The organism is Bacillus sp. ME78, assembly GCF_903970865.1.
GTDB classification, from domain to species: domain Bacteria; phylum Bacillota; class Bacilli; order Bacillales; family Bacillaceae_G; genus Bacillus_A; species Bacillus_A cereus.
In genome coordinates this window covers 1-26816 of sequence record NZ_CAJCKK010000027.1, presented here as the reverse complement: position 1 = coordinate 26816, position 26816 = coordinate 1, and the positions used below count along the sequence as shown (strand labels likewise).

Here is a 26816-nt window from a genome sequence, read left to right as displayed (position 1 = left end):
ATTTCATTTAAAATACAATTTTTAACTATTATATAACAGATGTTGTAATTTTCAATTGTTTTTAAAACAGATTTAAAAAAGGAGCCAAACGGCCCCTTTTCATTCACTCCCATTTTCTATTATCCTGAAAAACTGTCTGCTGTCCGATTATTTTTTTCAACACAACAAACACAATGTAAGTACATATTGCTTGCAATGCAATATTCCAAAATTTCATTAATGTAAATGAATGAATCCGTAGAAATAATTCGTTTAATAATACAATCGAAACGATACTAAATAATTCTATACTAATCGAAAATAGACATATTTCTAAAATAGACTGTTCTTGAATGCGATTTAAGTTGGAAAAGATAAATACATATCCTAAAAATAGAGCCATCAACTCTATTTTCGTCATGCTAATGAGCCAAGCGTATAGCGGTACAGTTAAAAGAAGATATAGTAGTTTACGTCTTAGCATGCCTTCTCACCCTCTAAATTATATGTATTTTCTGTATATTTTAACATTTATTACGCAAAACAAAAAGAAGAGACTACGCCTCTTCTTTTTGTTTTGTTGCATATATTAATTCACATATTTCTTCTCGTTTTTCATTTTCTAAAAGCTCAATGATCTTACTTCCAACGACAACTCCGTCGCATATTGTAACCATTTCTTCTACATGTTCTTTTGTTGAAATGCCGAATCCAGCGACTACTGGTAAATTGACGTGTGATTTTACTTTTTCTAAGTAACTATGAATCTCCTCTTTAAAGTTTTGACGTACTCCCGTTACGCCCGCTACTGTAACAGCATAAACGAACCCTTCTGATTCACTCGTAATTTTTTCAATTCTTTCAATAGGACTCGTTACGGTAACGAGTGGAATGAGCGCAATGTTTGCCTCTCGAAGTAACGGCGCAATAATATTTTGTTCTTCATACGGTAAGTCCGGAACGATGATGCCGTCTACACCTGCTTCTATACAGTTCTCGATGAATCTCTCTTTTCCGAATGCAAGTACCGGATTTAAATATGTCATAAGAACAAAGGGCATTTGTACTTCTTTCCTTACCTCTGCTAACGCTTGAAAAATGCCTTTTAATGTTACGCCGCTCTCTAGCGCTCGCTTTCCTGCTCTTTGAATCGTTGGGCCATCTGCGACTGGATCTGAAAACGGAATACCAATTTCAACGATGCTTGCTCCAGCCTCATCTAGAAAACGAATTCTTTCTTTTAATTTTTCAAGGCCACCATCTCCGCCCATTACGTACGGAATAAATGCTTTCTTGCCATTTTCAAACGCTGCTTTAATTTTTTCTACTCCCATTTTTTACACCTCTTCCATATAACGTTTTATACTCTCTACATCTTTATCACCACGGCCAGATAAACAAATAACAAGTCCTTCATCTTCCTTCATTTTCGGAGCTAATTTTAATGCGTATGCGACAGCATGCGAGCTTTCTAACGCCGGGATAATGCCTTCTTTTTTCGTTAATAATTGAAATGCTTCTAATGCTTCTTCGTCTGTTATCGAATGATAAGAAACGCGGCCAATATCTTTTAGCAAGCTATGTTCTGGACCAACACCTGGATAATCAAGTCCTGCTGAAATAGAGTGTGCTTCTTGAATTTGTCCTTCTTCGTTTTGCAGAAGATACATCATTGATCCGTGGAGAACGCCAACGCTTCCTTTCGTTAAAGTTGCTGCATGCTTTTCTGTATGAACGCCTTTTCCAGCTGCTTCTACGCCGTAAAGAGCAACTTCTTCATCGTGTACGAACGGATAAAACATCCCCATCGCATTACTACCACCGCCAATACAAGCAACGACTGCTTCTGGTAACTTTCCTTCTAACGCCTCATATTGTTTTTTCGTTTCATTTCCAATTACACTTTGGAAATCACGGACAATTTGCGGGAATGGATGTGGTCCGAGAACAGATCCCATAATGTAGTGCGTATCATGCACATGTGAAACCCAGTAACGAAGCGCCTCGTTTACCGCATCTTTTAATGTACCGCTACCTGCCGCTACACTTTCTACTTTCGCTCCGAGTAATTCCATTCGGAACACATTTAATTTTTGACGTCTTACATCTTCTTCTCCCATAAAAATGACGCATTCTAATCCGAGAAGAGCACATACAGTAGCTGTTGCAACTCCGTGTTGTCCAGCTCCTGTTTCAGCGACAACTTTTTTCTTGCCCATTCGCACTGCAAGTAGTGCCTGACCGATTGTATTGTTAATTTTATGAGCTCCTGTATGATTCAAATCTTCACGTTTTAAATAAATCTTTGCACCACCGCAATACTTCGTCATATTTTCAGCATAATATAGCGGTGTTTCTCTTCCGACGTACGTTTTTAAATAATGATTTAATTCCTTTTGAAATGCTTCATCTTGCATCGCCTCTTTATATGCTTCTTCTAGTTCTAGTACAGATTGCATTAACGTTTCTGGAACGTATCGTCCTCCGTATATACCGTAATGTCCTTTTTCATCTGGATATGCGTAGTTCATTTGGAACACTCCTTCGCTTTTATAATAAATTGTTTTATTTTCTCTACATCTTTCTTTCCTTCTGTCTCTACTCCGCTGCTCACATCAACCATATATGGCCGAACAGTTCGAATTGCTTCTTCTATATTAAGAGCGTTTAATCCACCAGCTAATATCATTTTCTTTCGCAATTCTTTTGGCATATCTCTAAGTAGCTCCCATGAAAATGTCTTTCCATTTCCTCCATAAAACTTTTCTTTCGGGCTATCAAATAATATATAATCCGCTTCATACCCTTGGGCGTTTTTCATATCACTCTCTGAAGTTACTCCTAGTGACTTTATAGACGGAATATTCAATCTTCTAATTTGATAATTGTCTTCATCCCCATGTAGTTGTACATGTGTTAACCCACACTCATCTGCAATTTTCTGGATCACTTCTACTGATTCATTTACGAAAACACCGATTTTTAACACGTTGGCTGGAAGCTCCTGAATGATTTCTTCCGCTCTCTTTGGAGTGATTTCCCGCTTACTTTCTGCAAAAACAAATCCGAGTGCATCTGCGCCATATTCGCACGCACTTTTCGCTGTTTCCACATCAGTGATGCCGCAAATTTTCACTTTCATATATTCACCTTACAATCTTCAAAAAAACTACTAATAGAAGATGATGTCATAAGCGCCTCTCCAACTAATACACCTTTGGCTCCAGCTCTTTTAACACGAATAATATCTTCTTTTGAATGAATGCCACTTTCACTAATCCAAAGTAGTTTCTCCTCATTCAATCTTTTTCCAAGCTTTTCAGTTTGGCTTAAATCTACTTCGAACGTTTTTAAATTACGATTATTAATGCCAATAACGTGCGGATTTAATACAATCGCAGTTTCTAATTCCTGTTCATCATGAACTTCAACAATCGCTTCCAATCCTTTTTCTAACACGTAGCTATACAACTCTTTTAACTTCTCTTTCGTTAACGCTGCTACGATTAGTAAAATAATATCTGCTCCCGCTTCATACGCTCTATCGATTTGAATCTTATCGATTATGAAATCTTTACATAAAAGCGGAATGTTACTTTCTTCTCTTGCTGTTTGTAAATCGTGAAACGATCCTTTAAAAAATTGACCATCTGTTAAAACAGATACTGCTCCTGCACCACATTTCTCATATGTTCCCACTTGTTTTCGTACGTCAACGTGTAAATTGATATCTCCTTTTGATGGTGATGCTCGCTTTACTTCTGCAATGACAGTAAACTGCTGTAACGCTTCTACAAGTGAATGTGTCTTTCTTTTTGTTTTTACTGGTGTATATATTTCATATAACTCCGCAACTTCCTTTTTCTTCTGTTCTACAATTTTATCTAAAATCGTCCCCACTTTAGTTCACCCTTTCTAATTTTTCGTTGCTTGCTACAATTAATAAGTTTAATTTGGCTAATGCTTTTCCAGAGTCAATGCTATGTGCCGCGAGTTTAATTCCTTCTTCAATCGTTTCCGTTTTTCCATTTGCGAAAAGAGCTAGACCTGCATTTAATAAAACTGTATCGCGATAAACACTCTTTTCTCCGCTCAATACGCCGACTGTAATCTTTGCATTTTCTTTTGAATTCCCCCCTCTAATTTCTTCATTTTTCACTCTTGAAAAACCATACTTTTCTGGATCAATACTCATTTCCACTATTTCATTATCTTTTAAAAGGACTACGTGATTTTCCCCTTGTAATGATGCTTCATCTAAAAAACCACTTCCATTTACGACAAGTGCTTGTTTCCGGCCTAACTTTTGTAATACTTGCGCAACTGGTAATAACATATCTCGTTTATAAATACCGACAAATTGTGTTTCTAAATTCACTGGATTTGTTAAAGGGCCAATTAAATTAAAGATCGTCGGCACGTTTAACTCTTTTCTTATTTTCATAATGCGCCTTAGTGCTGGATGCATCGCTGGTGCAAATAAAAATGCAATGCCCACATGCTCTAGTAAATAATCAATTTCGCTTGGCGTACTGCTAATATTTACACCTAATTCTTCTAATAAGTCCGCACTTCCTGTTTTACTAGAAACAGCACGATTACCATGTTTTGCAACCTTTACACCTGCTCCTGCCAGTACGAATGCTGAAGTTGTGCTAATATTAAACGTTTGAGCACCGTCACCACCCGTCCCGCAATTGTCCATTGCTCCTTGTATATGGTTCGAAAACGGCAATGCCTTTTCGCGAAGAGCTCGAACGAGACCGTATATTTCTTCTGCAGTTTCACCTTTCGCTTTCAGTAAGACTAAGAAAGCTGCAATTTCACTTTCTAATATGTTTTCACTTAATAAAAGTAGTCCTGCTTTATACATTTCCTCTTCTGTTAAATGTTGACCCTCCACTAATTGACGAAGATAGTTATTCATACTCTTTCCCCCTCTTTTACTTCTGTTAAAAAGGCAAGTATTAACTTTCCGCCTTCTTCTGTTGCGATTGATTCCGGATGAAACTGTAATCCGAAGAGCGGATAATAATTGTGACGAACTGCCATAACTTCTCCATCGTCCATCGCTGTCGCTAGTATGTCAAAACACTCTGGCAAGCTCGTTTGCGCTGCAACAAGGGAATGGTAGCGCATCGCTGTTAACGGCTGTGTAACGTATGAAAAAATTGACGTTCCATTATGTTTCACGCGTGATGTTTTCCCATGTTTAATACGCTCCGCTCGAACAATTCCTCCTCCAAATGCTGATATAATCGCCTGATGACCAAGGCAAATACCTAATATGGGAACGTTCTTATAAAAATGACGAATCACTTCGATACAAATACCAGCATCCTCTGGTTTTCCTGGTCCTGGTGAAAGCACAATTCCTGTTGGATTCATCTCTTCTAGCTGTTCTATCGTTATTTGATCATTTCTTACGACTACAATATCTTCTTCGTATTCACCTAACAGTTGATACAAGTTATAAGTAAATGAATCATAATTATCAATTAGTACAATCATTTCATTACCTCCAATAGTGCTCTCGCTTTATTTAACGTTTCTTCATATTCAGCTACTGGATCTGAATCGTAAACGACTCCTGCTCCTGCTTGAACGTATGCTTTTTCATCCTTTACGACCATCGTTCGAATGGCGAGCGCCATATCAAGATTTCCTGAAAAACTAACGTATCCAACTGCTCCGGCGTATACATTTCTTTTTTCATTCTCTAGCTCATTTATAATTTCCATCGCTCTAATTTTCGGAGCTCCCGACACTGTTCCTGCTGGTAGGCAATACGCTAATGCATCAAATCCTCTCATTTGTTTCCGCAATATTCCGTAAACTTCAGATACAATGTGCATAACATGAGAGTATTTTTCTACTTTCATATATTTATCTATCGTAACCGAGCCGATTTCGCTCACTCTACCAATATCGTTTCGCCCAAGATCTACAAGCATCATATGCTCTGCTCGCTCTTTCTCATTGCCTAACAGTTCTTTTTCGATTTCCTCATCTTCCCTTTTCGTTTTCCCCCTCGGCCTTGTACCAGCAATTGGATTCGTCATCACTTTATTCTCTCTTACTGATAGCAAACTTTCCGGTGAAGAACCGAGTACAACATAATCTTGAAAATCGATATAGAACATATATGGTGATGGATTTGCAATTCGAAGTTTTCGGTATAACGCGAATGGATCACCAATACATTCACTTTGTAAACGCTGTGACAGTACGACTTGGAATATGTCTCCAGCTCTTATATGTTCTTTCGCCATTTCTACCATCCCACAAAACTCTTTTTCCGTTATAGAAGAAGTGAATGATAATGTGGATTGTATTGCATTTACTTCAGTTTCTTCTCCTTGTAGCACTTCCTCTTTGTATACTCGTAGCCTTTCGTATACTTCCTCATAATCTGCTGAATCATCTTCCCTGCATACATATACAAACGACAACCTTTGGCGTAAATGATCGTAAACGATAAACTCACGATATAGTAAGAGGTGTACTTCCGGAATATTTAATGGGTCGTGTAAATCCGCTCCAATGTTTTCATACTGCCGAATGACATCATATCCAATATAACCAACTGCTCCTCCGCAAAATGGAAATGGGCTGTCTACTTGTGATGGTGCGATTATTTCTTCTAACACTTGTAGTACGTTACCTTGTAACTTTTCTGCCCGGCCGAAAATCGTTCGTTCTACTTCCGTACCAACGCTTTTTACTTCTCCATAAGGATTACATCCTAAGTAAGAATAACGCCCTTTATCTTGATGAAGCTGTGAACTTTCTAATAAAAATTTCTTCTTTCCTTTCATACGTCTATATAAAGAAATTGGCGTAATGCTATCTCCTTCTTCTTCAGTAATTACTAAAAATGTCTTTCTCTCTCTTTTTTGTTTTATAAATTCTTCTTTCGTCATCATGTCCTTCACCTCACTCTGAAAAATAAAAAAGTCCCCTACATATCGAAAATATGTAGAGGACGATAAATATACCGCGGTACCACCTCGTGTTGGATGCAAAAGCATCCCGCTTTGTTCAGGTACAAATTTTATACCTTATCCTTGTAACGGCGGAACCCGGGTTGCCTACTAAAAATAATTGTTCAGCATACCTCTCGTAAGCCCATTCCGTATATGGCACCGTACCGGGCTCCCACCTATTCCCGGCTCTCTGTAACGTCTCCAATATACGTACTCTTCTTACTTAAACGATTTCATTTATTTAATTTTTTATACACAAAAAGGGAGTACTCATCCTATAGAAAGGACGGGTACTCCCGTGGTGCCACCTTAATTCGTTACAAATGTAACGCACTTTACCGTATCAAAAACAATACGTGTCTCTTGTATCGATGAGATCATGTCGCCAAAGCCTACTTCTTTCGTTTCGGTTTGGAAGCTCCGAAGCCCATTCCACATCAATTCCATACTGATTCGCACCAACCATCAGCTCTCTGACATGTTCATCATGTGTACTCTTCTTCATCAACGCTTGCATTTTTTTAAGTTGCACTCATTATAGACCTGACTTTTTTCACAAGTCAATACTTTTTTAAAAATTTTATTTTTCTTTCCTTTCAATATTATATTGACAAAACAACCTCTTTTTATGTAAATATAATAAATACTCTATTAAAAATAAGGTTTTTTGTATGAATATTATATATTAAAAAAATAAAATGACATCAAAAAACGCTTACATTTCTGAAAATTCGTATTTCTATATGGATTTTTCAGAATAATCATGATAGATTATAAAGTGAAACTTTAATCAGTAGAGAGGGTTCATCCCCACTGATTATTAGTTGAACCAATCGGGCATTTACGGACAGTTGATCTCCCACCTAACTTCCTTGCCCAGCCAATTTTAAGGTGGGGGTTTTACTGCCCGTTAATGCGGGATAAATATGCATAACGCATCAAAAGACCTGACAAAAGAAAGGGGAACTACATGAGTACGCAGATGTTAACTTTAACTTCTATCTCTATTTACATGCTCGGGATGTTAGTAATCGGCTATTTCGCCTACAAACGAACGTCCAACTTAACAGATTATATGCTTGGCGGGCGTACACTAGGCCCCGCAGTAACAGCATTAAGTGCTGGAGCATCCGATATGAGTGGTTGGCTTTTAATGGGATTACCCGGTGCAATGTTTAGCGTTGGATTAAGTAGTAGTTGGATTGCGATCGGCCTAACACTAGGCGCATATGCAAACTGGCTTTATGTCGCTCCTCGCTTACGTACCTACTCAGAAATTGCAAACAACTCTATTACTATTCCAGAATTTTTGGAACACCGTTTCCACGACAAATCTCATATGCTACGCTTAGTATCCGGACTTGTTATTATGATTTTCTTTACTTTTTATGTAGCTTCAGGATTAGTTTCAGGCGCTGTATTATTTGAAAATTCATTTGGCATGAACTATCATGTTGGATTATTCATTGTTGCAGGCGTTGTTGTCGCTTACACATTATTTGGTGGTTTCTTAGCAGTAAGTTGGACAGACTTCGTACAAGGAATCATTATGGTGGTCGCTCTTATTCTTGTTCCTATCGTAACAATTATGAATTCGAACGGACTTGGACCTGCATTTGATACAATTCGATCTGTAGATCCAACACGTCTAGATATTTTTAAAGGTGCCTCTACTTTAGGAATGATTTCTCTATTCGCATGGGGCCTTGGTTATGTCGGACAACCTCATATTATCGTACGCTTTATGGCAATTTCTTCTGTAAAAGAACTTAAAAGTGCACGAAGAATTGGTATGAGCTGGATGATTTTCTCTGTTGTTGGAGCTATGTTTACTGGTCTTATTGGTATTGCTTACTATTCACAACAAGAGTTAACATTATCTAACCCAGAAACAATTTTCCTTGAACTTGGAAAAATTTTATTCCACCCACTTATTACTGGATTTTTATTAGCCGCTATTTTAGCAGCGATCATGAGTACAATCTCATCTCAGTTACTCGTTACTTCTAGTGCCGTAACGGAAGACTTATATCGTACATTCTTCAAACGTTCTGCATCTGATAAAGAACTTGTATTTGTCGGTCGTATGGCTGTGCTTGTTATTGCCTTAGTTGGGTGCGCTTTAGCGTTTAAACAAAATGATACGATTTTAGCTCTTGTTGGGTACGCTTGGGCTGGTTTTGGTTCTTCATTTGGACCTGCTATTTTATTAAGCTTATATTGGAAACGTATGACGAAATGGGGCGCGCTTGCTGGTATGATTTCTGGTGCCGCTACTGTTATTATATGGACTCAATTCAAATTCTTAAAAGATTTCTTATATGAAATGATTCCAGGTTTCGCTATTAGTTTACTAGCCATCGTAATTGTTAGTTTACTAACACAACCTTCAAAAGAAGTTGAAGAGCAATTTGAGGATTTCGAAAAACAACATCGTCATAATTTATAAAAAAATCTCTGCTGTTATCGTAACAGCAGAGATTTTTTACAGTTCGACAATCTTCTTATCAAATTTAACAAATTCTTTATGTTTCGTTAAATTTAACATAACACTACTCCTTTATAGTATGAGTATTAGCACTTATACAGAAAGGGGACTCCAACATGTTAGCAGCTTTCCAGCAACAACAAACACGAAAATTTTCACCTATCACAAATACTTCTGCGTCTTGTTTAAACATGCAACCTAACCCGCCTAAAATTTCAATTGCTCCTTCTGTTATTTCAGTCATCGGTGTTCATATGGAAAAACATAAATTAAAAATAAAAACGGGACAAAACATTGTGTTAGCAGCTTCCATTTTGCCAATACAAGCAACGCATAAAGAGCTTATTTGGTCAAATATGAATTCTGATATCATCACCATATATCCAAAAGGCGACACCGTGACAATTACTGGAAAAAGCGCAGGTAGAGCAGTCGTAATTGTCACAACTGCTGAAGGCAAATTCCGTGACCTATGTGTCATTCATGTACAACCTTATATGACAAATCCAAAGTAAAAGAGTGGCTTTGTAGCCACTCTTTTACTTGATTTCAATATTTGAGTTTTTACTTTTTACAAGATTAATAAATTGTTCTTTATTTCTTGGAGAAATACTTTCTGTTTTATGTGTATCGTAAACAATTTCAAGTCGGTCAAATGATAATGCATGGGCTGCTATTGGATTTTTCGTATTTGAAATTTGTTTTATATCTCGTATAAAAATACGTTTTGTAACGAGACCCGATCTAATCGTAATTATTTCTTCCCGGGCAATATATTTTGCCAAAAAACAACTCCAGCTAAACAACATTGCTAATGGAATTGTAAAAAGCAAAAGAAAATATTCTCTCCCTACAAAAATTGGTGCAAAACAAGCACCCAAAACAATAAAAAAAATTGGATATAACCATGTATCTTTTTTTGATGGAAACTCCATTTCCCTTCCCCTTCTACGCCCGTATTTCTAAAAAAAAAGAGAAGTATCACAACTTCTCTTTTCTCCCCTAACACTATAATTCCTGTGTATACACCGGCTCGTTTACGACATTTTTTGATGTTCGCTTTTGTTGCTGCAGTAAGAAAACAGATACACCAAACAATACGAGCATGCTACCGATAATTTGCATTGCATTTAATTTTTCTCCAAGTAAGAAGAACGCAAGTATAGATGCTCCAACAGGTTCTCCTAAAATACTCATTGAAATTGTCGTTGCATTTACATAATTTAATAGCCAGTTATTAATTACATGTGACACTGTCGGCACAACCGCAAGTAAAAGAAAAACGGTCCAATCCCACTTCGTATAACCTGTAAAGGGTACTTGCAATATGACATTATAAATCCCCATAAAAAGACCTGCGAATGCAAAGACTGTAAAGCTATAAATCCAGTGTGATACTTTCTTTACTGTCGTTTGCCCAATAAATAAATAACCGACAACTGCTATTACACTTAGAAAGGATAATATGTCTCCATAAATTGCTTGCTTACTTAAACCTAAATCTCCCCAACCAATGCACATTACGCCTAGAATAGCGATTCCCATCGTTGCAATGGCTGAATATGTTGTTCTTTCTTTAAACAGAAAAAAACCTCCAACTAAAGATACGATCGGTTGAAGTGCCAAAATAATTGTTGAACTAGCAACTGTTGTATGCTTTAAAGATTCAAACCATAAAAGAAAATGAAGTGCTAAAAAGAAACCAGATCCAATTAAAAAGCCCCAATCTTTCATTTGAATCCTATTAAATTCCTCTCTTTTTTTCCATACGATAGGCAGCATAATAAGTACGATAATCCATAAGCGGTACATACTTAATATTGAAGATGGTGCTGAGGACATCTTTACAAAAACTGCTGCAAAGGAAATAGCAATTATAGAAATAGCCAATGGTAGTGCGATTGATTTTTCTTGTTTCAAATCCTGTCTCCCCTCTCACCTGTCAAAAATCCCACTTCATTATATCCGTTTTCTTTCGTAACTTAAATACTAATTTTTTAGATTCTTCGTACCATTATGGTAAAATAGAAATTAAGGCACCAATTAGTGAATATTTATTTCCTTTTTCACTACAAGCGTCGCTCTTACAATCGTTACAGTAAATTTTTATTTAGGGGGATCTACATGAGTCAAACAATAGGGAGAATTGAAGAAATTTCATTTTATAGCGCATCACTTCAAGAAGACGTTACGCTTCTCGTTTATTTGCCAGTAAATTACACACCACTGCACAAACATACAGTTGTAATTGCACAAGATGGTAGAGATTATTTTCAGCTTGGTAAAGCGCACCGTGTAATTGAGCGCCTTCGTGAAACTGAAGAAATTGACCGTACAATTATTGTCGGTATTCCATATAAAAATGTACAGGATCGTAAAGAAAAATATTTCCCAAGTGAAGTGAAAAATGCTGCATATATTCGTTTCCTTGCTCATGAACTTGCACCATATATTGATGAAAATTATCCAACGTACCAAATGGGAAAAGGTCGTGTTTTAATTGGTGATTCTCTTGGCGGAACAGTTTCCTTTATGACTGCACTTATGTATCCGCATACATTCGGTAAAGTCGTTATGCAATCACCATTTGTGGATGAGACAGTGATGAACTTAGCAAAAGACTTCAAAGATCCACAAGCATTAGAACTGTATCACGTCATTGGTACAGAAGAAACGGCTGTAAAGCGTACTGATGGACAAGTATCTGATTTCGTAGAACCAAACCGTGAGTTAAATACACTTCTCACAGATAGAAATTTCATTACGCATTACGAGGAGTTTGAAGGCAATCATACTTGGAAATATTGGCAAACTGATTTACCGAAAGCCTTCTCTCATATTCTATCAATGAAATAATAGAGAGCAGTATTCAGAATAATTTGATATAATAGATAAAGAGATTTATTTATCTCAAAATCTAACTAGACTTACAAAGGGAGGAATTGGAACATGAAATTAGGCATTGTAATTTTTCCATCTAAAATGATTCAAGATAAAGCGAACGGATTGCGTAAGCGTTATGACCCGCACTACGCATTAGTTCCGCCACATATTACATTGAAAACACCCTTTGAGACGCAAGATGAACAATTAGAATCGATTGTAAACGAGCTACATACAATCGCAGGTAAAACGAATCCTTTCACCCTTCATGTTGGGAAAGTTGGTTCATTCGCACCTGTTAATAACGTCCTTTATTTTAAAGTAGAAAAAACACCTGAACTTACTTTCTTAAATGAAGAAATGCATGGCGGGTTATTCACACAAGAACGCGAATATGCTTTCGTACCTCACTTAACAATCGGACAAGGCTTATCAGATGCAGAGCATGCTGATGTATTGGGTCGATTACGTATGAAAGATTTCTATTATGAACAACCAATTGATCGTTTCCATCTTCTATATCAATTAGAAAATGGAACATGGACTGTACACGAAACATTCCACCTTGGAAAGGGGAACAACTAATTTGCACGCACAGATTGTACAAACGGACGAACAACTAAGAGATGCATTCTCTGTACGTAAACAAGTGTTTGTAAATGAACAACGTGTCTCTGCTGAAGAAGAGTACGATGAGTTTGAAGAAACTTCAAGACACGTTGTTATATATGACAATGATGTTCCAGTTGGTGCTGGACGTTTTCGCACCCTTGATGGTATAGGGAAAATGGAACGCATTTGCGTGCTAGGTTCCCATCGTAAAAAAGGTATCGGAAAAATTGTTATGGATGCGCTTGAAGCGTATGCAAAAGAAAATTCGCTACCAAAATTGAAACTTCATGCTCAAACACATGCTGAAGATTTCTATAAAAAACTTGGCTATGTAACGAGTTCTGATGTATTTATGGAAGCAAATATCCCGCACGTCGTAATGATAAAAGAATTGTAATTTGAAAGCAGGAGGTGACCCCTCCTGTTTTTTACATTGCTATTTTCTTTTTCTTCCGCTAAAGTTAAATGTTGATGCTATAGTTTTGAAGGTGAACATATGACACAAGAAAAATTTTCACAAAAATCGTTAACACACGCTGATATTCCGCGTGCGACATATCATATTCCGAAAACATCTACCCATTTAATTATGGAAGAAGATGTAGATGCGGCTTATTTCCGCGCTCTCGAACAACAAAATGTTTTTTTAAACGAAAAACAATTAGAAGCCGTGCGCACAACAGAAGGTCCTGTTCTCACACTAGCTGGTGCTGGAAGCGGGAAAACATCTGTTTTAACAACTCGCGTTGGTTATTTAGTAAATGTAAAACAAGTTCATCCACGAAATATTTTATTACTTACATTTACACAAAAAGCAGCTGAAGAAATCCGAAGTCGTGTTGCGAAGTTACCAGGTATGAATCATGCAGCAAGTAGCTATGTTGTTGCTGGTACATTCCACTCTGTTTTCTTAAAATTGCTTCGTAGTCAAGGGTATAATCAGCAAATTTTAGCAAATGAAAAACATAAACAAATTATGATAAAGAAAATCTTAAAAGAATTGCGTTTAAAAGACGATTATGATGCGGAAACGATACTCGCGATGATTTCACTTGAAAAAAACAAATTAAATCGTCCGAAAGATGTAAAAGCGAAAACACCAGTGGAACAAGAATTTAAAGAAGTATATGAACGTTTTGAAGAAGTAAAACAACGATACAATTATATTGATTTCGATGACATCTTATTGGAAACATATTATATGTTAGAAAATAATGCTCCTTTACTAACTCAATTACAACAACGTTTTCACTACATTGAAGTAGATGAGTTTCAAGATACATCGTATGCACAATATGAAATTGTAAAATTGTTAGCCACACCAAGAAATAATTTGTTCATCGCAGGTGATGATGATCAAGCTATCTATGGCTGGCGAGGGGCAAGTCACCAAATTATTTTATCTTTTCCAAAAGAATTTGATAACACAACAATTATTGCACTAAATACGAATTATCGATCCAATCCCTTTATCGTCGGGCTTGGAAATGAAGTTATAAAATTAAATCAAGAACGTTTTGATAAAGAGCTATACTCCGTTCGTGAGGAAGGTGTACAACCTTTTTATGCAAGACCTGCTACGACTCTTGATGAAGCAAATCAAATTTTACAGCTCATTCAAGAAAAAGTGGATAGCGGTGAACGAAACTATAAAGATTTTTGTTTACTGTATCGCACACATTCTGTAAGCCGTTCGTTACTTGATCAGCTTACCATTCATAAAATCCCGTTTATTAAACACGGGGCGAGCCAATCATTTTATGAACATTCTTTAATTAAGCCTGTATTAGATCATTTAAGACTCGTGATTGAGCCGTTTCGACTAGAATCACTTTCAAACATATTGCCGACGATGTATATCGGACGTGATGATTGTATTTCATTTATTGAGCGTGAACAATGGAAATATGGTGAAGGCCGTTTTCCTTCTCTTCTTCATTTCTTATTATTAAATCCGAGCTTAAAACCTTTTCAAGTGAAAAAGGTAAATGAGCGTATTGATTTTATTAAATTTATTAAAGAATTAGAACCGAAAAAAGCATTAAAAGAAATCATTCATGGTAAAGGAAAATATTTAGAGTACTTACAAAGTAACGATCGTTCTTCCTTTACGATGCATAAAGACATACAAGAAGAAATGTTGGAAGAATTAATGGAGTCTGCAACTCGTTTCACCGATATTCCAGCTTATTTACAATTTATTGACGAAGCGATTCAAGGTCAAAAAGAAATGGAAGCATTAAAAACAATGCCGCAAAAAGATGCCGTTTCACTTATGTCAATTCATAACGCAAAAGGCCTTGAATTTCCATGTGTCTTTTTACTTGGAGCGAGTGATGGGATCCTGCCGCATACTTCTTCTTTAAAAGATGCAAATGATCGTGTTACGGAAACTTCTGAAGCATTAGAAGAAGAACGCCGATTACTTTATGTCGCCATTACACGTGCGAAAGAAGAACTTTACATTTCTTCTCCGCAATTTTTCAGAGGAAAGAAATTAGATATATCTCGTTTTTTATATACTGTGCGAAAAGATTTACCTGAAAAGACATCCACTAAATAAGGATGTCTTTTTTTATAATGCGTTATGTACATCCCTCCTATATAAATTCCTTATTTTTATCATAAGAATTAACGTAATATCAACCATATCCCACTCATATTGTAATAGTGTATGTCAGAACTCACGAGAAGGAGTGAACATAATGAGCTGCAATTGTAATGAAGATCATCAACATGAGTGTGATTTCAACTGTGTATCGAATGTTGTTCGTTTTATACATGAACTACAAGAATGTGCAACGACAACATGTGGATCTGGTTGCGAAGTTCCATTTTTAGGTGCACATAACAATGCATCAGTAGCTAATACACGTCCTTTTATTTTATACACAAAAACTGGAGAACCTTTTGAAGCATTCGCACCATCTTCAAGCCTTACTAGTTGCCGATCTCCTATTTTCCGCGTAGAAAGTATAGATGATGATGACTGTGCTGTATTGCGTGTATTAACTGTAGTTTTAGGTGATGGTACCGCTGTACCACCTGGTGACGACCCAATCTGTACGTTTTTAGCTGTGCCAAATGCAAGACTAATATCAACCTCCACTTGCATTACTGTTGATTTAAGTTGCTTCTGCGCTATTCAATGCTTACGCGATGTTTCTATTTAAAACTAAATAATGAGTTAAGCATGGATTGGGTGGCAGATAATTCTGCCACCCAATCCATGCTTAAAGAGTATTCTTATGTAAATTTCTTAAAATTGGGAACTTGTCTAGAACATAGAACCTGTCCTTTTCATTAACTGAAAGTAGAAACAGATAAAGGAGTGAAAAACATGTTCTCTTCTGATTGCGAATTTACTAAAATCGATTGTGAGGCGAAGCCAGCTAGTACACTACCTGCCTTTGGTTTTGCTTTCAATGCTTCTGCACCTCAGTTTGCTTCACTATTTACACCACTATTATTACCTAGCGTAAGTCCAAATCCAAATATTACTGTTCCTGTAATCAACGATACAGTAAGTGTCGGAGATGGCATTCGAATTCTACGAGCTGGTATTTATCAAATCAGTTATACATTAACAATTAGTCTTGATAACTCACCTGTTGCACCAGAAGCTGGTCGTTTCTTCTTATCATTAAATACGCCAGCTAACATTATTCCTGGATCAGGTACAGCAGTTCGTTCTAACGTTATTGGTACTGGTGAAGTAGATGTATCCAGTGGTGTTATTCTTATTAACTTAAATCCTGGTGACTTAATTCAAATTGTGCCAGTTCAGTTAATTGGAACTGTAGACATCCGCGCAGCAGCATTAACAGTTGCACAAATTAGTTAGTAAAAAGCGGTATTTCTAATACAGAAATACCGCTTTTTATATATAATAAAAAACACTCACAGTAGCATGAGTGTTTCATTCTTCATATTGTTTTATTGCGTTCTTCTTTTTCCCACAATTGCATCCCTTTTTCTTCACAAATCCTTGTTGTTGTAATTGTTCTTGATATGCCTGTTGTTGTGCTTGGTGTTGTTGCTGTATATGATACCACTGCTGCAGGTCATATGAATTTTGCCTTGGATTATTGCTCACAGCAAACATCTCCTCTACTGTCAATTCTGTCTATTTACTATATGAACAACTCTTTATTTCCGTTCCCTCATTCTTTTAAACTCCGCTTTTTCTCTTATTATGAAAATATATTATTCTCCCATAAAATATCCTGTAATCGTTTCAATGATTGCTGCTGCTCCTGCAATGGCTAATAATGCAAGTAACGGCTCCGCAACGATAGGAATCCAATTATATAAAACTAATAAAAAAGCACTAACCCATACACCTGTACACCAATAACAGCTTAATAATTCGCCAATCCACTTTCTTAATCCATTACCTTTTACTTTTGTAAACGTTGATACACTTCCATCCGGCTCCGTAATCTCTAATTCATCAATAAATGGTCTTCGCAAAAAGGCTGTTATTTTATCATATACAATTAAACGAGTGAGCCTAAAAGCAGCTAACGCAAAAATAAAAAATAAAAGCCAGCTTGTAAACAGCATAATTCCACCTTCCCTTATCCTCTTTCGCCTATTTAAAAAAAAAGGTCTTGAGATTGTGACCAAATCTCCTCGACTCCAATATCTTATTAATGTAAATACAAACAAGAAGATAAGGAGTGACATTAATGAGTTGTAACGAAAATAAACACCATGGCTCTTCTCATTGTGTAGTTGACGTTGTAAAATTCATCAATGAATTACAAGATTGTTCTACAACAACATGTGGATCTGGTTGTGAAATCCCATTCTTAGGTGCACACAATACTGCATCAGTAGCTAATACACGCCCTTTTATTTTATACACAAAAACTGGAGAACCTTTTGAAGCATTCGCACCATCTGCAAGCCTTACTAGCTGCCGATCTCCAATTTTCCGTGTGGAAAGTGTAGATGACGATAGCTGTGCTGTACTACGTGTATTAACTGTAGTTTTAGGTGACAGTTCTCCGGTACCACCTGGTGACGATCCAATTTGTACGTTTTTAGCTGTACCAAATGCAAGATTAATATCTACAACTACTTGCATTACTGTTGATTTAAGCTGTTTCTGTGCGATTCAATGCTTACGCGACGTTTCTATCGTTAAGTAAACTAAAAAACTATTGGGGTGGTAGAAGCTTTCTACCACCTTTACATATTTAAAAGCCAGCCATACTAATCGATTGGATATCATCTATAGACAACCTAATATCTCTCATACTATTTTGCGGCATAATAGATACAATGCCATTACGATACGACATGATTGATCCAATATAAGAAACTGTAGCCGTTTTTATTCTGCACCTTACTTTCGGAATGTAATGAGGGCGGTTTAATAAAAAATGAATTTTTTCATCATTATTCATATCCTTAAATGATTTATTATACGGGACAGTTCTTACTGGTTCTGGTTCTGGTTCTTGCTCTTCTTTCTCTTCTTGTTCTGCATGTTCTTCTTTTTCCTCTTCTTCTATTTTTTCTTCCACTTGCTGCTCTTCTTGTTGTTCGTGCTCTATTACCTCTTCCACAGCACTGCTTACAATATTTTCTTGTCTATCACTTTGCTCTTTTTGATCTTCATTTTCAAAGTTTGTCAGGATAATCCTTTTTATTTTCGGTGCAGTAAGTTCTAAACTTACTTGCGTGATATATAACAACGGTTTTCCAACTGTTGAACTTTTATTTTTATTCTTCACACTCGTCCCTCCCACTTCCATACGTAGCTGAATAAATCGTGTACTATTATAGTTATATTCATCACGTGGTAAGAACTTTCGTTAAAAATCGTTCTTTCTCAGAACAAATAAAAAGGACAATCTCAGCATTTAGAGATTGTCCTTTAAAAATTAATATTATATTTATCCTAGGATATGATACCCTGAATCAACGTGAATGTTTTCTCCTGTTACTCCACGTGCTAAATCACTGAATAGGAATACTGCTGTATCGCCAACTTCTTCTGGAGTTGTTGTACGACGAAGTGGTGCGCGCTCCTCAATTTCTCTTAAGATTGAGTTGAAATCGCCTACACCTTTTGCAGATAACGTACGAATTGGTCCTGCAGAAATAGCGTTAACACGAATACCGTGTTGACCTAAATCGTTCGCTAAATATTTCACGCTCGCTTCTAATGAAGCTTTCGCAACACCCATAACGTTATAATTTTTCACAACGCGCTCGCCGCCAAGGTATGTTAACGTTAAAATATTTCCGCCTTCTGTCATTACTTTTTTTGCTTCTCTTGCTACAGCTGTTAAAGAGAATGCACTAATATTTTGTGCAAGTAAAAATCCATCGCGAGAAGTATCTACAAATTCACCTTTTAAGTCATCGCGATTTGCAAAAGCAATACAATGTGCTACACCGTGAATAGTACCTACTTCTTGTTTAATTGTTTCAAAGCAAGCTGTAAGTTCCTCGTCATTCGTTACATCACAAGGTAATACAAGTGATTCTTGTCCTTCTAATGTGTCCGCTAATTCACGAACGTTTCTTTCTAAACGTTCTCCTGCATATGTGAATATTAATTTTGCACCTGCATTATGCAAAGAGCGAGCAATTCCCCATGCAATACTTCTTTGGTTCGCAACGCCCATAACAACAAATGTTTTCCCTTGTAATAGTTCCATGATATATCCTCCCAGAAATACTTATACTTGTTATTAGTACCTGATACTATAATTATAGTACCATAAAACCGCTTAAAGGCAAACAAAAAAGTCATTAACAGAAAGTTGTTAATGACTTTTGGTTTCTATAAAAAACCGCTCTAATCCTTCTTCCCAAGAAGGCATTTGTGAAAAACCATTTAATCGTAGCATGTTGTGTTGAAAAATAGAATATTTGGGCCTCGCAGCTGCAGCCCCGAATTCTTCCGTTGAAACAGGTAATACATTCACTTTCATATTTGCATACGAAAATATCTTTTGTGCAAATTCAAACCAAGAGCATGAGCCTCTGTTTGATACGTGGTATGTACCGTATAAAGAAGTATGAATGAGCTTATTAATAACCATATTTAAATCCGCCACATACGTAGGCGAGCCAACTTGATCCGCTACAACAGATATTTCATCTCTTTCTTTTCCTAATCGCATCATCGTTTTCACGAAATTATTTCCATATTTACCATATAGCCACGATGTGCGAACGATAAAATATTTATTATGTAACTCTTTGACGAACTGCTCCCCCGCATACTTAGAGGCTCCATATATATTTATCGGCGCTGGACTATGAAATTCGTCGTATCCATCTGGTCTGGCGCCTTGAAATACATAATCAGTACTAATATAAACTAGCTTCGCCCCTACTAATTGTGAAGCAACCGCTACATTTCTAGCTCCGATTGCATTTATTCTATATGCAAGATCCTGTTCTTTCTCCGCATGATCTACTTTCGTATAGGCAGCACAATGAATAATTATATGTGGTTTTATTTCTTGTACTACTTGTTGTATTCGGGATATATTTGTCACATCTAATAACTTTTTATCAAATGGATATATATCATATTCTTCAGAGTTTAACTCTTCAAATAGTTGCTTTCCTAATTGACCGTTTGCTCCTGTTATGATAACCCTCTCTTTCATGTAACATGCCCCTTACTGGTCTTTTAGTGGTTTCCACCATTCCTTATTCTTTTCATACCATTTCACCGTCTCTTGTAATCCTTGTTCAAACGTATATTTCGGTTCCCAATCAAATTCATTCTTCATTTTCTCTGCATCAATCGCATAACGACGATCGTGTCCTAAACGATCTGTAACATATTCAATGTCTTTTTTTGTTTTTCCTAAAAGAGTGATAATTTGTTCCACAACTTCTACATTTGTTTTTTCATTATTGCCACCTATATTATATACTTCTCCTACACGTCCCTTATGCAGCACAACGTCAATCGCACTGCAATGATCTGTTACATGTAACCAATCTCTTATATTTAAACCATCACCATATAACGGTAGTTTTTTTCCTTCCAGTGCATTCGTAACCATTAACGGAATTAATTTTTCGGGATACTGGTACGGCCCATAATTATTAGAACAACGCGTTACTATAACCGGTAATTGATATGTTTTATAGTAAGATAAAGCTATCATGTCCGCGCTCGCCTTACTTGAAGAATACGGACTATTTGGAGCTAACGGCGTTGTCTCTGTGAACTTCCCCGTTTTCCCTAAAGAGCCATACACTTCATCCGTTGATACTTGCACAAGTTTTATATGCGAATATTTTTTAACTAGTTCTAATAAAGTGACCGTCCCAATTACATTTGTATCATAAAAAGGAATCGGATTTTCAATACTACGGTCCACATGTGATTCAGCTGCAAAATTTACAATCACTTGTACGTCTCGCTCTTTTATAACGTATTCTAATAGCTCTCCATTTTGAATTTCTCCTTTTACAAAAAAGTAATTCGGGTGATTCTGAAGAGATTTTACGTTATTTAAATTCCCGCTATATGTTAATGCATCGTAATTAATAATTTTATATGATTCATAACTTTGTAGCATGTAATGAACGAAATTACTTCCAATAAATCCAGCCCCACCTGTTACTAATATATTCATAAACAACTCTCCTACTTAAAAACTATCTTCATATTCCTCTAGTAATGGCAATATCTGATCCTTATCGGACAATATAGGATCTGTTACTGGCCAAGGAATTGCTAAATCTTTATCTTCCCAAAGTAATCCAGAGTCGTGCTTTGCGCTATAATATTCATCTACTTTATACATAACGATAGTATGCGGGACAAGCGTGCAAAATCCATGCGCAAATCCTTTTGGCACTAGTAACTGCCGATGGTTATCTGCACTTAAAATATATCCTTTCCATTGTTTAAATGTTGGTGATTTTTTTCGTAAATCAACGATAACATCATAAATTGCCCCTTGCATAACTTGAATGAGTTTCGTTTGTGCTTTCGGTTTTTTTTGAAAGTGTAGTCCCCGAATCGTTCCTGCCTTAGCCGAATAAGATACGTTATCCTGTACAAATGAATACGTTATCCCTAATGTTTCTAGCACCTGCTTATTATAGCTCTCTGAAAAAAAGCCACGCTCGTCTCCAAACAACCTCGGTTCTAACAATTTTGCATCGGTAAAATTTGTTTCTACAACTTTCATATTCTCACCTATTCTCCGTTAAACTGTTTCCCAAAATTAATACCCCGTGCTAACGTATTCGCCTTTTGAAGCGAAGCATGAGTTCCCGCATCAGTCCACCAGCCGCTCATTTCATTATAAGTAAGTACCCCTCGTTTTAAATACCAATTATTTATATCTGTAATTTCAAGTTCTCCCCGTGCAGAAGGTTTTAATTCTTTAATATAAGAAAAGACTTTCGAATCATACAAATAAATTCCCGTAACCGCATAAGAACTTTTCGGCTCTTTCGGCTTTTCTTCAATTTCAACTATTTTTCGGTTTTGAATATGTGCTACGCCAAATCTTTCGGGATCTTCTACAGATTGCAATAGCACTTTCGCACCTTCTTTTTGATTTGCAAACTCTTCAACATACGGAAGAATATCATCTGAAAAAATATTATCCCCTAATATAACTACCATACGATCATTCCCGACGAAATCTTCACAAAGCCCTAACGCCTGTGCAATACCGCCTGCTTTATCTTGCACACGATACGTAAAGGACACTCCAAATTCATGACCACTTCCTAAAAAGCTAACAACATCCCCCATATGCTCTTTACCTGTAATAATCATAATATCTGTAATATCACATTGTTTTAGCTTATATACCGCATGATAAATCATCGGATACCGACCAACAGGAAGTAAATGTTTATTCGTTACTTTCGTTATTGGATATAATCTAGATCCAGTACCACCTGCTAAAATAATTCCTTTCACTTTGCATCTCTCCTTTATGATGGAGATAATATATCTTTGTAATGTTCTACAAACACTTTCCGATACTTCTCATATGTATCCGCATCAAACTCATCTCCGTTGTAATGAATACACCATAAATTTGCTTGATTTGGGATACCGATTAAATAACCAGCCCTTTGAAACTCTAAAGACTGTGACACATCATAAAAGTGAAACCCTTGAAACAAATCTTCTCGCCACGGAATATCATACTGCGTTGCCATGAATAAACCATCAATTGCCTGAACTGACAAAAATGGTTGATTACCATAAAAAACCTGATCTAAATTTAATAATTGATAATTCTGTCTTCTATACTCAATCACTTTCCCTACTAAATTTTTTCCTTCCCACCATATCCCGTTATTCGGTAAAAACTGAGCTCCAGCGACTCCTATTAAACCAAGCTTTTCATTTTCTTTAAAAAGAGATATAAGTGTAGAAAACATGTCTCGATTAATAAGATATGTATCTTGATGTATATACACTTTGTATTTCGCTGGATATGAAAGGGCTCGGTTGTATGCACTTGCCATACTTTGCGCATCTCGTATCGGAAAAATTTGCACGACATAACCAGGGGGAACAGAAATGTTTCTTATTTGGCTCTCACATTGTTTGAAAAGCTCCTCATTATTTACACAAACAACGACTAATATTGTATGATCTTTCATTTTTGTCCCCCCTTTTATTCTTCCTTATTTACATCTGACATATAGTGTTCCACAAATATTTTTCGATACTTTTCATAGTTCGTCATATTCACATCAAAATGATAATGGATACACCAAGCATCGCGCTGTACAGGCACACCGACTGTATATCCTGCTTTTTTAAATTCAAACGATTGAGATACATCATAAAAATCAAATCCGTCAAATAAGTCTTCTCGCCACGGAACATCATATTGTGTCGCCATTAATAAACCATCAATACATTCTACAGGAATAAATGTTTTTGATTCATGATACGGTTGTTCTAAACTTGCCATATAAAACAAATCATTCATATAGCCAATGACCTTTCCTACAATTCCACGCCCTTCGTTCCATACACCAGTTGGAGGAACATATTGCGCTCCAACCATCCCAATCATACCAAGATGTTCATGTTCCTCAAATAATTGAAGTAATCCGTATAAAAAGGCTCTATTTATAATAAAAACATCTTGATGTATATACACTTTATACTTTGCTGGATGCGAAATGGCTTGATTGTATCCACTCGTCATACTTTTCGCATTTCGAATCGGCATAAATTGGACAATATATCCTGGCGGTACTAACAATTGCAATATATGTCGCACGCAGTTTGCATACAATTTCCGATCATTTATACATGTAACAAATAATATTGTTTTGTCTGCAGCACTCATAATTGTGATTTTTCAGCTTCAATAATATACTGAAATACAACTGTCTCAGCCATGAAGCCACTTCCAAGACGATATTTTTTACAAATTCCATATAACTCCTCAATAAGCGGCTCATACATTTTATGATCAACATATACACGATCTACTTTACTAATTGAATATCCTGCTTTTAAAAACATTCTTAGCATTTCATTGAATGTAAAGAAACGAATATGTGTTTTATCTAATAAACCATATTCTGTATACGTCCAATTTCCAGCAAGCAAGGGAGCTAATACTGAAATATGAGCAACGTTTGGTATACTTGCTAAAATCACACCATTTTGCTTTATATATGGCTTTACTTTTTCTATTACAGCCCATGGATTAAATAAATGCTCTAATACATCCCCAAATATGACGCAATCAAATTGCCCCTCCTCATAAGGAAGATCTATTTTTTCTATATCCCCTAAAATAACATGATCTAGTCTTTCCTTCGCTTTTTCTGCCGCCTCTGGAAATGCCTCAATTCCTGATACACGTGTACCGTTTTCTTTAATAGCTGCTCCCAATGCACCGCTCGAGCAACCAATATCAAGAACTTCTTTCCATTCCTTTTTTATATGCTTTAATAAATTCGGATTCGCTGCATTATAATAATGCTCGGATTTTTCTTCATATAAAGAACTTTTTTCGCGACTCATTTCACACACTCCTTATGCAAATTGAATTAGAAATATAAATCTCATATGAATTCTATAAAGTGCAGATTTTGTTCATCCCCCACTGATTATTAGCCCACAAATAGTAGTATAAAACCTTTTATTTATATTGGTTACGTTACTGATACTCTAATATATAACCAATCTATTAGAGTTAGAATAACGATAAATCATTTCTAAAAAACGAAACCTATTACACTTTATATGGTTTATCAAAAACTCCCCGAAAATATTTACGGTTATATTCAATTGCAGCATTATTCGGAACATAAGAAGCTGCTAATTCATTGTAATAATACGCTTTATCCTGCTCCCCTAACCTGCTATAACAAATACACATTTGTAAATAGGGTAGCCATGTGTAGCTAGCTGGACTATGGAAAGGACTTTCCGTTGCCATTGGTACTTCCGTTGCAAGTTTAAACCAAAATATCGCTTCATTATATTTTTCTTGTTCCATATATATATATCCTATTCTTGTACAATTCTCTCCTCTAGGGACGCCATACCGAAACGACTTCACACAAGATTCGATTGCCTTCTCCCACATTCCGAGCTTTGCATAGCAATCTCCTAACTTACCACATGCATAAATTTTTTCTTCATACCATCCTTCGTCTTGATTAAGAAATGTTTCATATAGAAGAACTGCATCATCATATTTTTGGTTATCCGTAGATTCATTTGCGTAATAAAATAAATCTCTCGGACTCAATTCTTCTCCTGCCGCTACAGTATTTTGAAAAATTTTCAAATTACGATTTGTTACTTTTTTTTCTTTTTTATGTGTAATAGCAACATTACTACTAAAAACCTCACCAGAAATAGCTAAATACTCATGAACCTTTCCAAACCATTGGAATTGTTTTTCACGCTTTACAAGTCGATTTCTTTTTGTACAATATAAAGGTTTCCCGTTAGAATCCATCGCAAGATGATAAGGCATCGAAACAGCATCAATTTTAGGATCTAATTCTCTTTTTAAAAGTTTCAATGCTTCTTGAGCATCTTCTAATAATACGTCATCTGCATCTAGCCACAATATATACTCTTGCGTCGCTTTTGAAAAAGAAAAATTTCTTGCTGCTGCAAAATCATCAATCCACTGGAAATCATATATGTTAGAAGTGTATTTCTCTACGATTTCTTTCGTTCGATCGACGGAGCCTGTATCAACCACTATAATTTCATCCACAATTTTTTCAACTGTGTCTAAACAACGGGCTATTGTCTCCTCCTCATCTCGAACAATCATACATAGACTAATTGTAATTCCTTGCTTGTTCAACATAATCACCCTCTTCCAAATCAATCATATGTTATACATATACTAAACTTTCCATTTTTTTAAATTGTTCAAGTAGTTTAAGATTTCTTTTCAATAATTCAAATGTCCGTGTCATTTTCTTTCGGTTTTGCATCTACTATATAATGAACGCTTTATGGAGGTGAATTTATGTCAAATAATAATTATTCAAATGGATTAAATCCCGATGAATCTTTATCAGCTAGTGCATTTGACCCTAATCTTGTAGGACCTACATTACCACCGATACCACCGTTTACCCTTCCGACTGGGCCGACCGGGCCAACTGGACCGACTGGACCTACGGGGCCGACTGTACCTACCGGGCCAACTGGACCTACGGGGCCGACTGGGCCAACTGGACCGACTGGACCGACTGGACCGACTGGACCGACTGGACCGACTGGTGACACTGGGACTACTGGACCTACGGGGCCGACTGGTGACACTGGGGCTACTGGACCTACGGGGCCGACTGGTGACACTGGGGCTACTGGACCTACGGGGCCGACTGGTGACACTGGGGCTACT

General features: G+C 36.5%; 31 protein-coding genes, 1 pseudogene and 2 other annotated features. Of the genes and pseudogenes, 10 read left to right on the top strand and 22 right to left on the bottom strand.

Annotated elements, in window-relative coordinates; translation table 11 throughout:
- Positions 1 to 103: 103 nt before the first annotated feature.
- The 8 genes from H6481_RS22555 to trpE all read right to left on the bottom strand — a co-directional run bounded on the left by H6481_RS22555 (position 104) and on the right by trpE (position 6905).
- Positions 104 to 463: a DUF4029 domain-containing protein gene (locus tag H6481_RS22555; RefSeq protein ID WP_000946150.1), complete on the bottom strand. Its 360-nt coding sequence runs from the start codon at positions 461 to 463 to the stop codon at positions 104 to 106.
- 73 nt (positions 464 to 536) lie between these two features.
- Positions 537 to 1313, bottom strand: a complete 777-nt coding sequence (trpA, locus tag H6481_RS22550; protein ID WP_078993529.1) for a tryptophan synthase subunit alpha — start codon at positions 1311 to 1313, stop codon at positions 537 to 539.
- Positions 1314 to 1316: 3 nt separating this feature from the next.
- Complete coding sequence (trpB, locus tag H6481_RS22545; RefSeq protein WP_001105035.1) at positions 1317 to 2510, bottom strand: tryptophan synthase subunit beta; 1194 nt, start codon at positions 2508 to 2510, stop codon at positions 1317 to 1319.
- Positions 2507 to 3121, bottom strand: a complete 615-nt coding sequence (locus tag H6481_RS22540; RefSeq protein ID WP_000865142.1) for a phosphoribosylanthranilate isomerase — start codon at positions 3119 to 3121, stop codon at positions 2507 to 2509. The genes trpB and H6481_RS22540 overlap by 4 nt, the downstream gene beginning before the upstream one ends.
- On the bottom strand, positions 3118 to 3879 hold the full coding sequence (gene trpC / locus H6481_RS22535; protein ID WP_000536699.1) for an indole-3-glycerol phosphate synthase TrpC: 762 nt from the start codon (positions 3877 to 3879) through the stop codon (positions 3118 to 3120). The genes H6481_RS22540 and trpC overlap by 4 nt, the downstream gene beginning before the upstream one ends.
- 1 nt (position 3880) lies before the next feature.
- Positions 3881 to 4906: an anthranilate phosphoribosyltransferase gene (gene trpD / locus H6481_RS22530; RefSeq protein WP_182813259.1), complete on the bottom strand. Its 1026-nt coding sequence runs from the start codon at positions 4904 to 4906 to the stop codon at positions 3881 to 3883.
- Positions 4903 to 5490, bottom strand: a complete 588-nt coding sequence (locus tag H6481_RS22525; RefSeq protein WP_182813257.1) for an aminodeoxychorismate/anthranilate synthase component II — start codon at positions 5488 to 5490, stop codon at positions 4903 to 4905. The genes trpD and H6481_RS22525 overlap by 4 nt, the downstream gene beginning before the upstream one ends.
- The gene (gene trpE / locus H6481_RS22520) at positions 5487 to 6905 is read right to left on the bottom strand and encodes an anthranilate synthase component I (RefSeq protein WP_003269846.1); all 1419 of its coding nucleotides are present in this window, start codon (positions 6903 to 6905) and stop codon (positions 5487 to 5489) included. The genes H6481_RS22525 and trpE overlap by 4 nt, the downstream gene beginning before the upstream one ends.
- A gap of 52 nt (positions 6906 to 6957) precedes the next feature.
- Positions 6958 to 7202, bottom strand: a binding site (T-box leader).
- Between the two features lie 42 nt (positions 7203 to 7244).
- Positions 7245 to 7482 (bottom strand) — a binding site (T-box leader).
- A 453-nt stretch (positions 7483 to 7935) separates the two neighbouring features.
- On the opposite strand from trpE, the gene putP reads away from it, so the two are divergent.
- Both putP and H6481_RS22510 read left to right on the top strand, forming a co-directional pair.
- Positions 7936 to 9414: a sodium/proline symporter PutP gene (putP, locus tag H6481_RS22515; RefSeq protein WP_000107210.1), complete on the top strand. Its 1479-nt coding sequence runs from the start codon at positions 7936 to 7938 to the stop codon at positions 9412 to 9414.
- A gap of 155 nt (positions 9415 to 9569) precedes the next feature.
- A complete protein-coding gene (locus H6481_RS22510) occupies positions 9570 to 9968 on the top strand; it encodes a hypothetical protein (protein ID WP_000878729.1) in 399 nt (132 codons plus the stop codon).
- 24 nt (positions 9969 to 9992) lie between these two features.
- Here H6481_RS22510 and H6481_RS22505 read toward each other — a convergent pair whose 3' ends face one another.
- Positions 9993 to 10388, bottom strand: a complete 396-nt coding sequence (locus tag H6481_RS22505) for a PH domain-containing protein (protein WP_016513133.1) — start codon at positions 10386 to 10388, stop codon at positions 9993 to 9995.
- 73 nt (positions 10389 to 10461) lie between these two features.
- Entirely contained in the window at positions 10462 to 11373 is a 912-nt protein-coding gene (locus H6481_RS22500) for a DMT family transporter (protein ID WP_016082441.1), read from the bottom strand.
- Positions 11374 to 11577: 204 nt separating this feature from the next.
- Between H6481_RS22500 and H6481_RS22495 the strand changes: the two genes are divergently transcribed.
- The 6 genes from H6481_RS22495 (at position 11578) to exsF (ending at position 16792) form a co-directional block, all read left to right on the top strand.
- Positions 11578 to 12309 (top strand): alpha/beta hydrolase-fold protein, encoded by a 732-nt coding sequence (locus H6481_RS22495; protein WP_000084015.1) that lies wholly within the window; start codon positions 11578 to 11580, stop codon positions 12307 to 12309.
- 93 nt (positions 12310 to 12402) lie between these two features.
- Positions 12403 to 12921 carry a YjcG family protein gene (locus tag H6481_RS22490; RefSeq protein WP_000765871.1) on the top strand — a complete coding sequence of 173 codons (519 nt, stop codon included), beginning with the start codon at positions 12403 to 12405 and terminating at the stop codon, positions 12919 to 12921.
- 1 nt (position 12922) lies between these two features.
- A complete protein-coding gene (locus H6481_RS22485) occupies positions 12923 to 13345 on the top strand; it encodes a GNAT family N-acetyltransferase (protein ID WP_182813255.1) in 423 nt (140 codons plus the stop codon).
- Positions 13346 to 13444: 99 nt separating this feature from the next.
- Positions 13445 to 15511, top strand: a complete 2067-nt coding sequence (locus H6481_RS22480; RefSeq protein WP_000191194.1) for an ATP-dependent helicase — start codon at positions 13445 to 13447, stop codon at positions 15509 to 15511.
- A 142-nt stretch (positions 15512 to 15653) separates the two neighbouring features.
- Positions 15654 to 16121 carry a spore coat protein CotY gene (gene cotY, locus H6481_RS22475; protein ID WP_001277719.1) on the top strand — a complete coding sequence of 156 codons (468 nt, stop codon included), beginning with the start codon at positions 15654 to 15656 and terminating at the stop codon, positions 16119 to 16121.
- A 167-nt stretch (positions 16122 to 16288) separates the two neighbouring features.
- Positions 16289 to 16792 carry an exosporium protein ExsF gene (gene exsF, locus H6481_RS22470; protein WP_000492939.1) on the top strand — a complete coding sequence of 168 codons (504 nt, stop codon included), beginning with the start codon at positions 16289 to 16291 and terminating at the stop codon, positions 16790 to 16792.
- Positions 16793 to 16867: 75 nt separating this feature from the next.
- Here the strand turns inward: exsF and H6481_RS22465 are convergent, their stop codons facing one another.
- Positions 16868 to 17053, bottom strand: a complete 186-nt coding sequence (locus H6481_RS22465) for a hypothetical protein (RefSeq protein ID WP_023521433.1) — start codon at positions 17051 to 17053, stop codon at positions 16868 to 16870.
- Positions 17054 to 17154: 101 nt separating this feature from the next.
- The gene (locus H6481_RS22460) at positions 17155 to 17514 is read right to left on the bottom strand and encodes a DUF1360 domain-containing protein (RefSeq protein WP_000899664.1); all 360 of its coding nucleotides are present in this window, start codon (positions 17512 to 17514) and stop codon (positions 17155 to 17157) included.
- Positions 17515 to 17639: 125 nt separating this feature from the next.
- Between H6481_RS22460 and exsY the strand changes: the two genes are divergently transcribed.
- Positions 17640 to 18104 (top strand): exosporium assembly protein ExsY, encoded by a 465-nt coding sequence (gene exsY, locus H6481_RS22455; protein WP_001277740.1) that lies wholly within the window; start codon positions 17640 to 17642, stop codon positions 18102 to 18104.
- 48 nt (positions 18105 to 18152) lie between these two features.
- Here the strand turns inward: exsY and H6481_RS22450 are convergent, their stop codons facing one another.
- The 10 genes from H6481_RS22450 to H6481_RS22405 form a co-directional block, all read right to left on the bottom strand.
- Positions 18153 to 18713, bottom strand: a complete 561-nt coding sequence (locus H6481_RS22450; protein ID WP_078993521.1) for a spore coat CotO family protein — start codon at positions 18711 to 18713, stop codon at positions 18153 to 18155.
- A gap of 141 nt (positions 18714 to 18854) precedes the next feature.
- A complete protein-coding gene (gene fabI, locus H6481_RS22445) occupies positions 18855 to 19625 on the bottom strand; it encodes an enoyl-ACP reductase FabI (protein ID WP_000421885.1) in 771 nt (256 codons plus the stop codon).
- Positions 19626 to 19733: 108 nt separating this feature from the next.
- Positions 19734 to 20588 (bottom strand): dTDP-4-dehydrorhamnose reductase, encoded by an 855-nt coding sequence (rfbD, locus tag H6481_RS22440; protein ID WP_000664659.1) that lies wholly within the window; start codon positions 20586 to 20588, stop codon positions 19734 to 19736.
- A gap of 12 nt (positions 20589 to 20600) precedes the next feature.
- Complete coding sequence (rfbB, locus tag H6481_RS22435) at positions 20601 to 21572, bottom strand: dTDP-glucose 4,6-dehydratase (RefSeq protein WP_182813253.1); 972 nt, start codon at positions 21570 to 21572, stop codon at positions 20601 to 20603.
- 15 nt (positions 21573 to 21587) lie between these two features.
- Positions 21588 to 22133, bottom strand: coding sequence for a dTDP-4-dehydrorhamnose 3,5-epimerase (gene rfbC / locus H6481_RS22430; protein WP_000869417.1), 546 nt, complete (start codon positions 22131 to 22133; stop codon positions 21588 to 21590).
- 8 nt (positions 22134 to 22141) lie between these two features.
- Positions 22142 to 22879, bottom strand: coding sequence for a sugar phosphate nucleotidyltransferase (locus H6481_RS22425; RefSeq protein WP_053565006.1), 738 nt, complete (start codon positions 22877 to 22879; stop codon positions 22142 to 22144).
- 14 nt (positions 22880 to 22893) lie between these two features.
- Positions 22894 to 23574, bottom strand: a complete 681-nt coding sequence (locus H6481_RS22420) for a glycosyltransferase family protein (RefSeq protein ID WP_182813251.1) — start codon at positions 23572 to 23574, stop codon at positions 22894 to 22896.
- 14 nt (positions 23575 to 23588) lie between these two features.
- On the bottom strand, positions 23589 to 24275 hold the full coding sequence (locus tag H6481_RS22415; protein WP_064532916.1) for a glycosyltransferase family protein: 687 nt from the start codon (positions 24273 to 24275) through the stop codon (positions 23589 to 23591).
- Entirely contained in the window at positions 24272 to 24961 is a 690-nt protein-coding gene (locus H6481_RS22410; protein ID WP_000085805.1) for a class I SAM-dependent methyltransferase, read from the bottom strand. The genes H6481_RS22415 and H6481_RS22410 overlap by 4 nt, the downstream gene beginning before the upstream one ends.
- Positions 24962 to 25172: 211 nt before the next feature.
- Entirely contained in the window at positions 25173 to 26270 is a 1098-nt protein-coding gene (locus tag H6481_RS22405) for a glycosyltransferase family 2 protein (RefSeq protein ID WP_000932908.1), read from the bottom strand.
- Between the two features lie 165 nt (positions 26271 to 26435).
- Between H6481_RS22405 and bclA the strand changes: the two are divergent.
- A pseudogene (gene bclA / locus H6481_RS22400) lies at positions 26436 to 26816 on the top strand (collagen-like exosporium glycoprotein BclA); the annotation flags it as partial.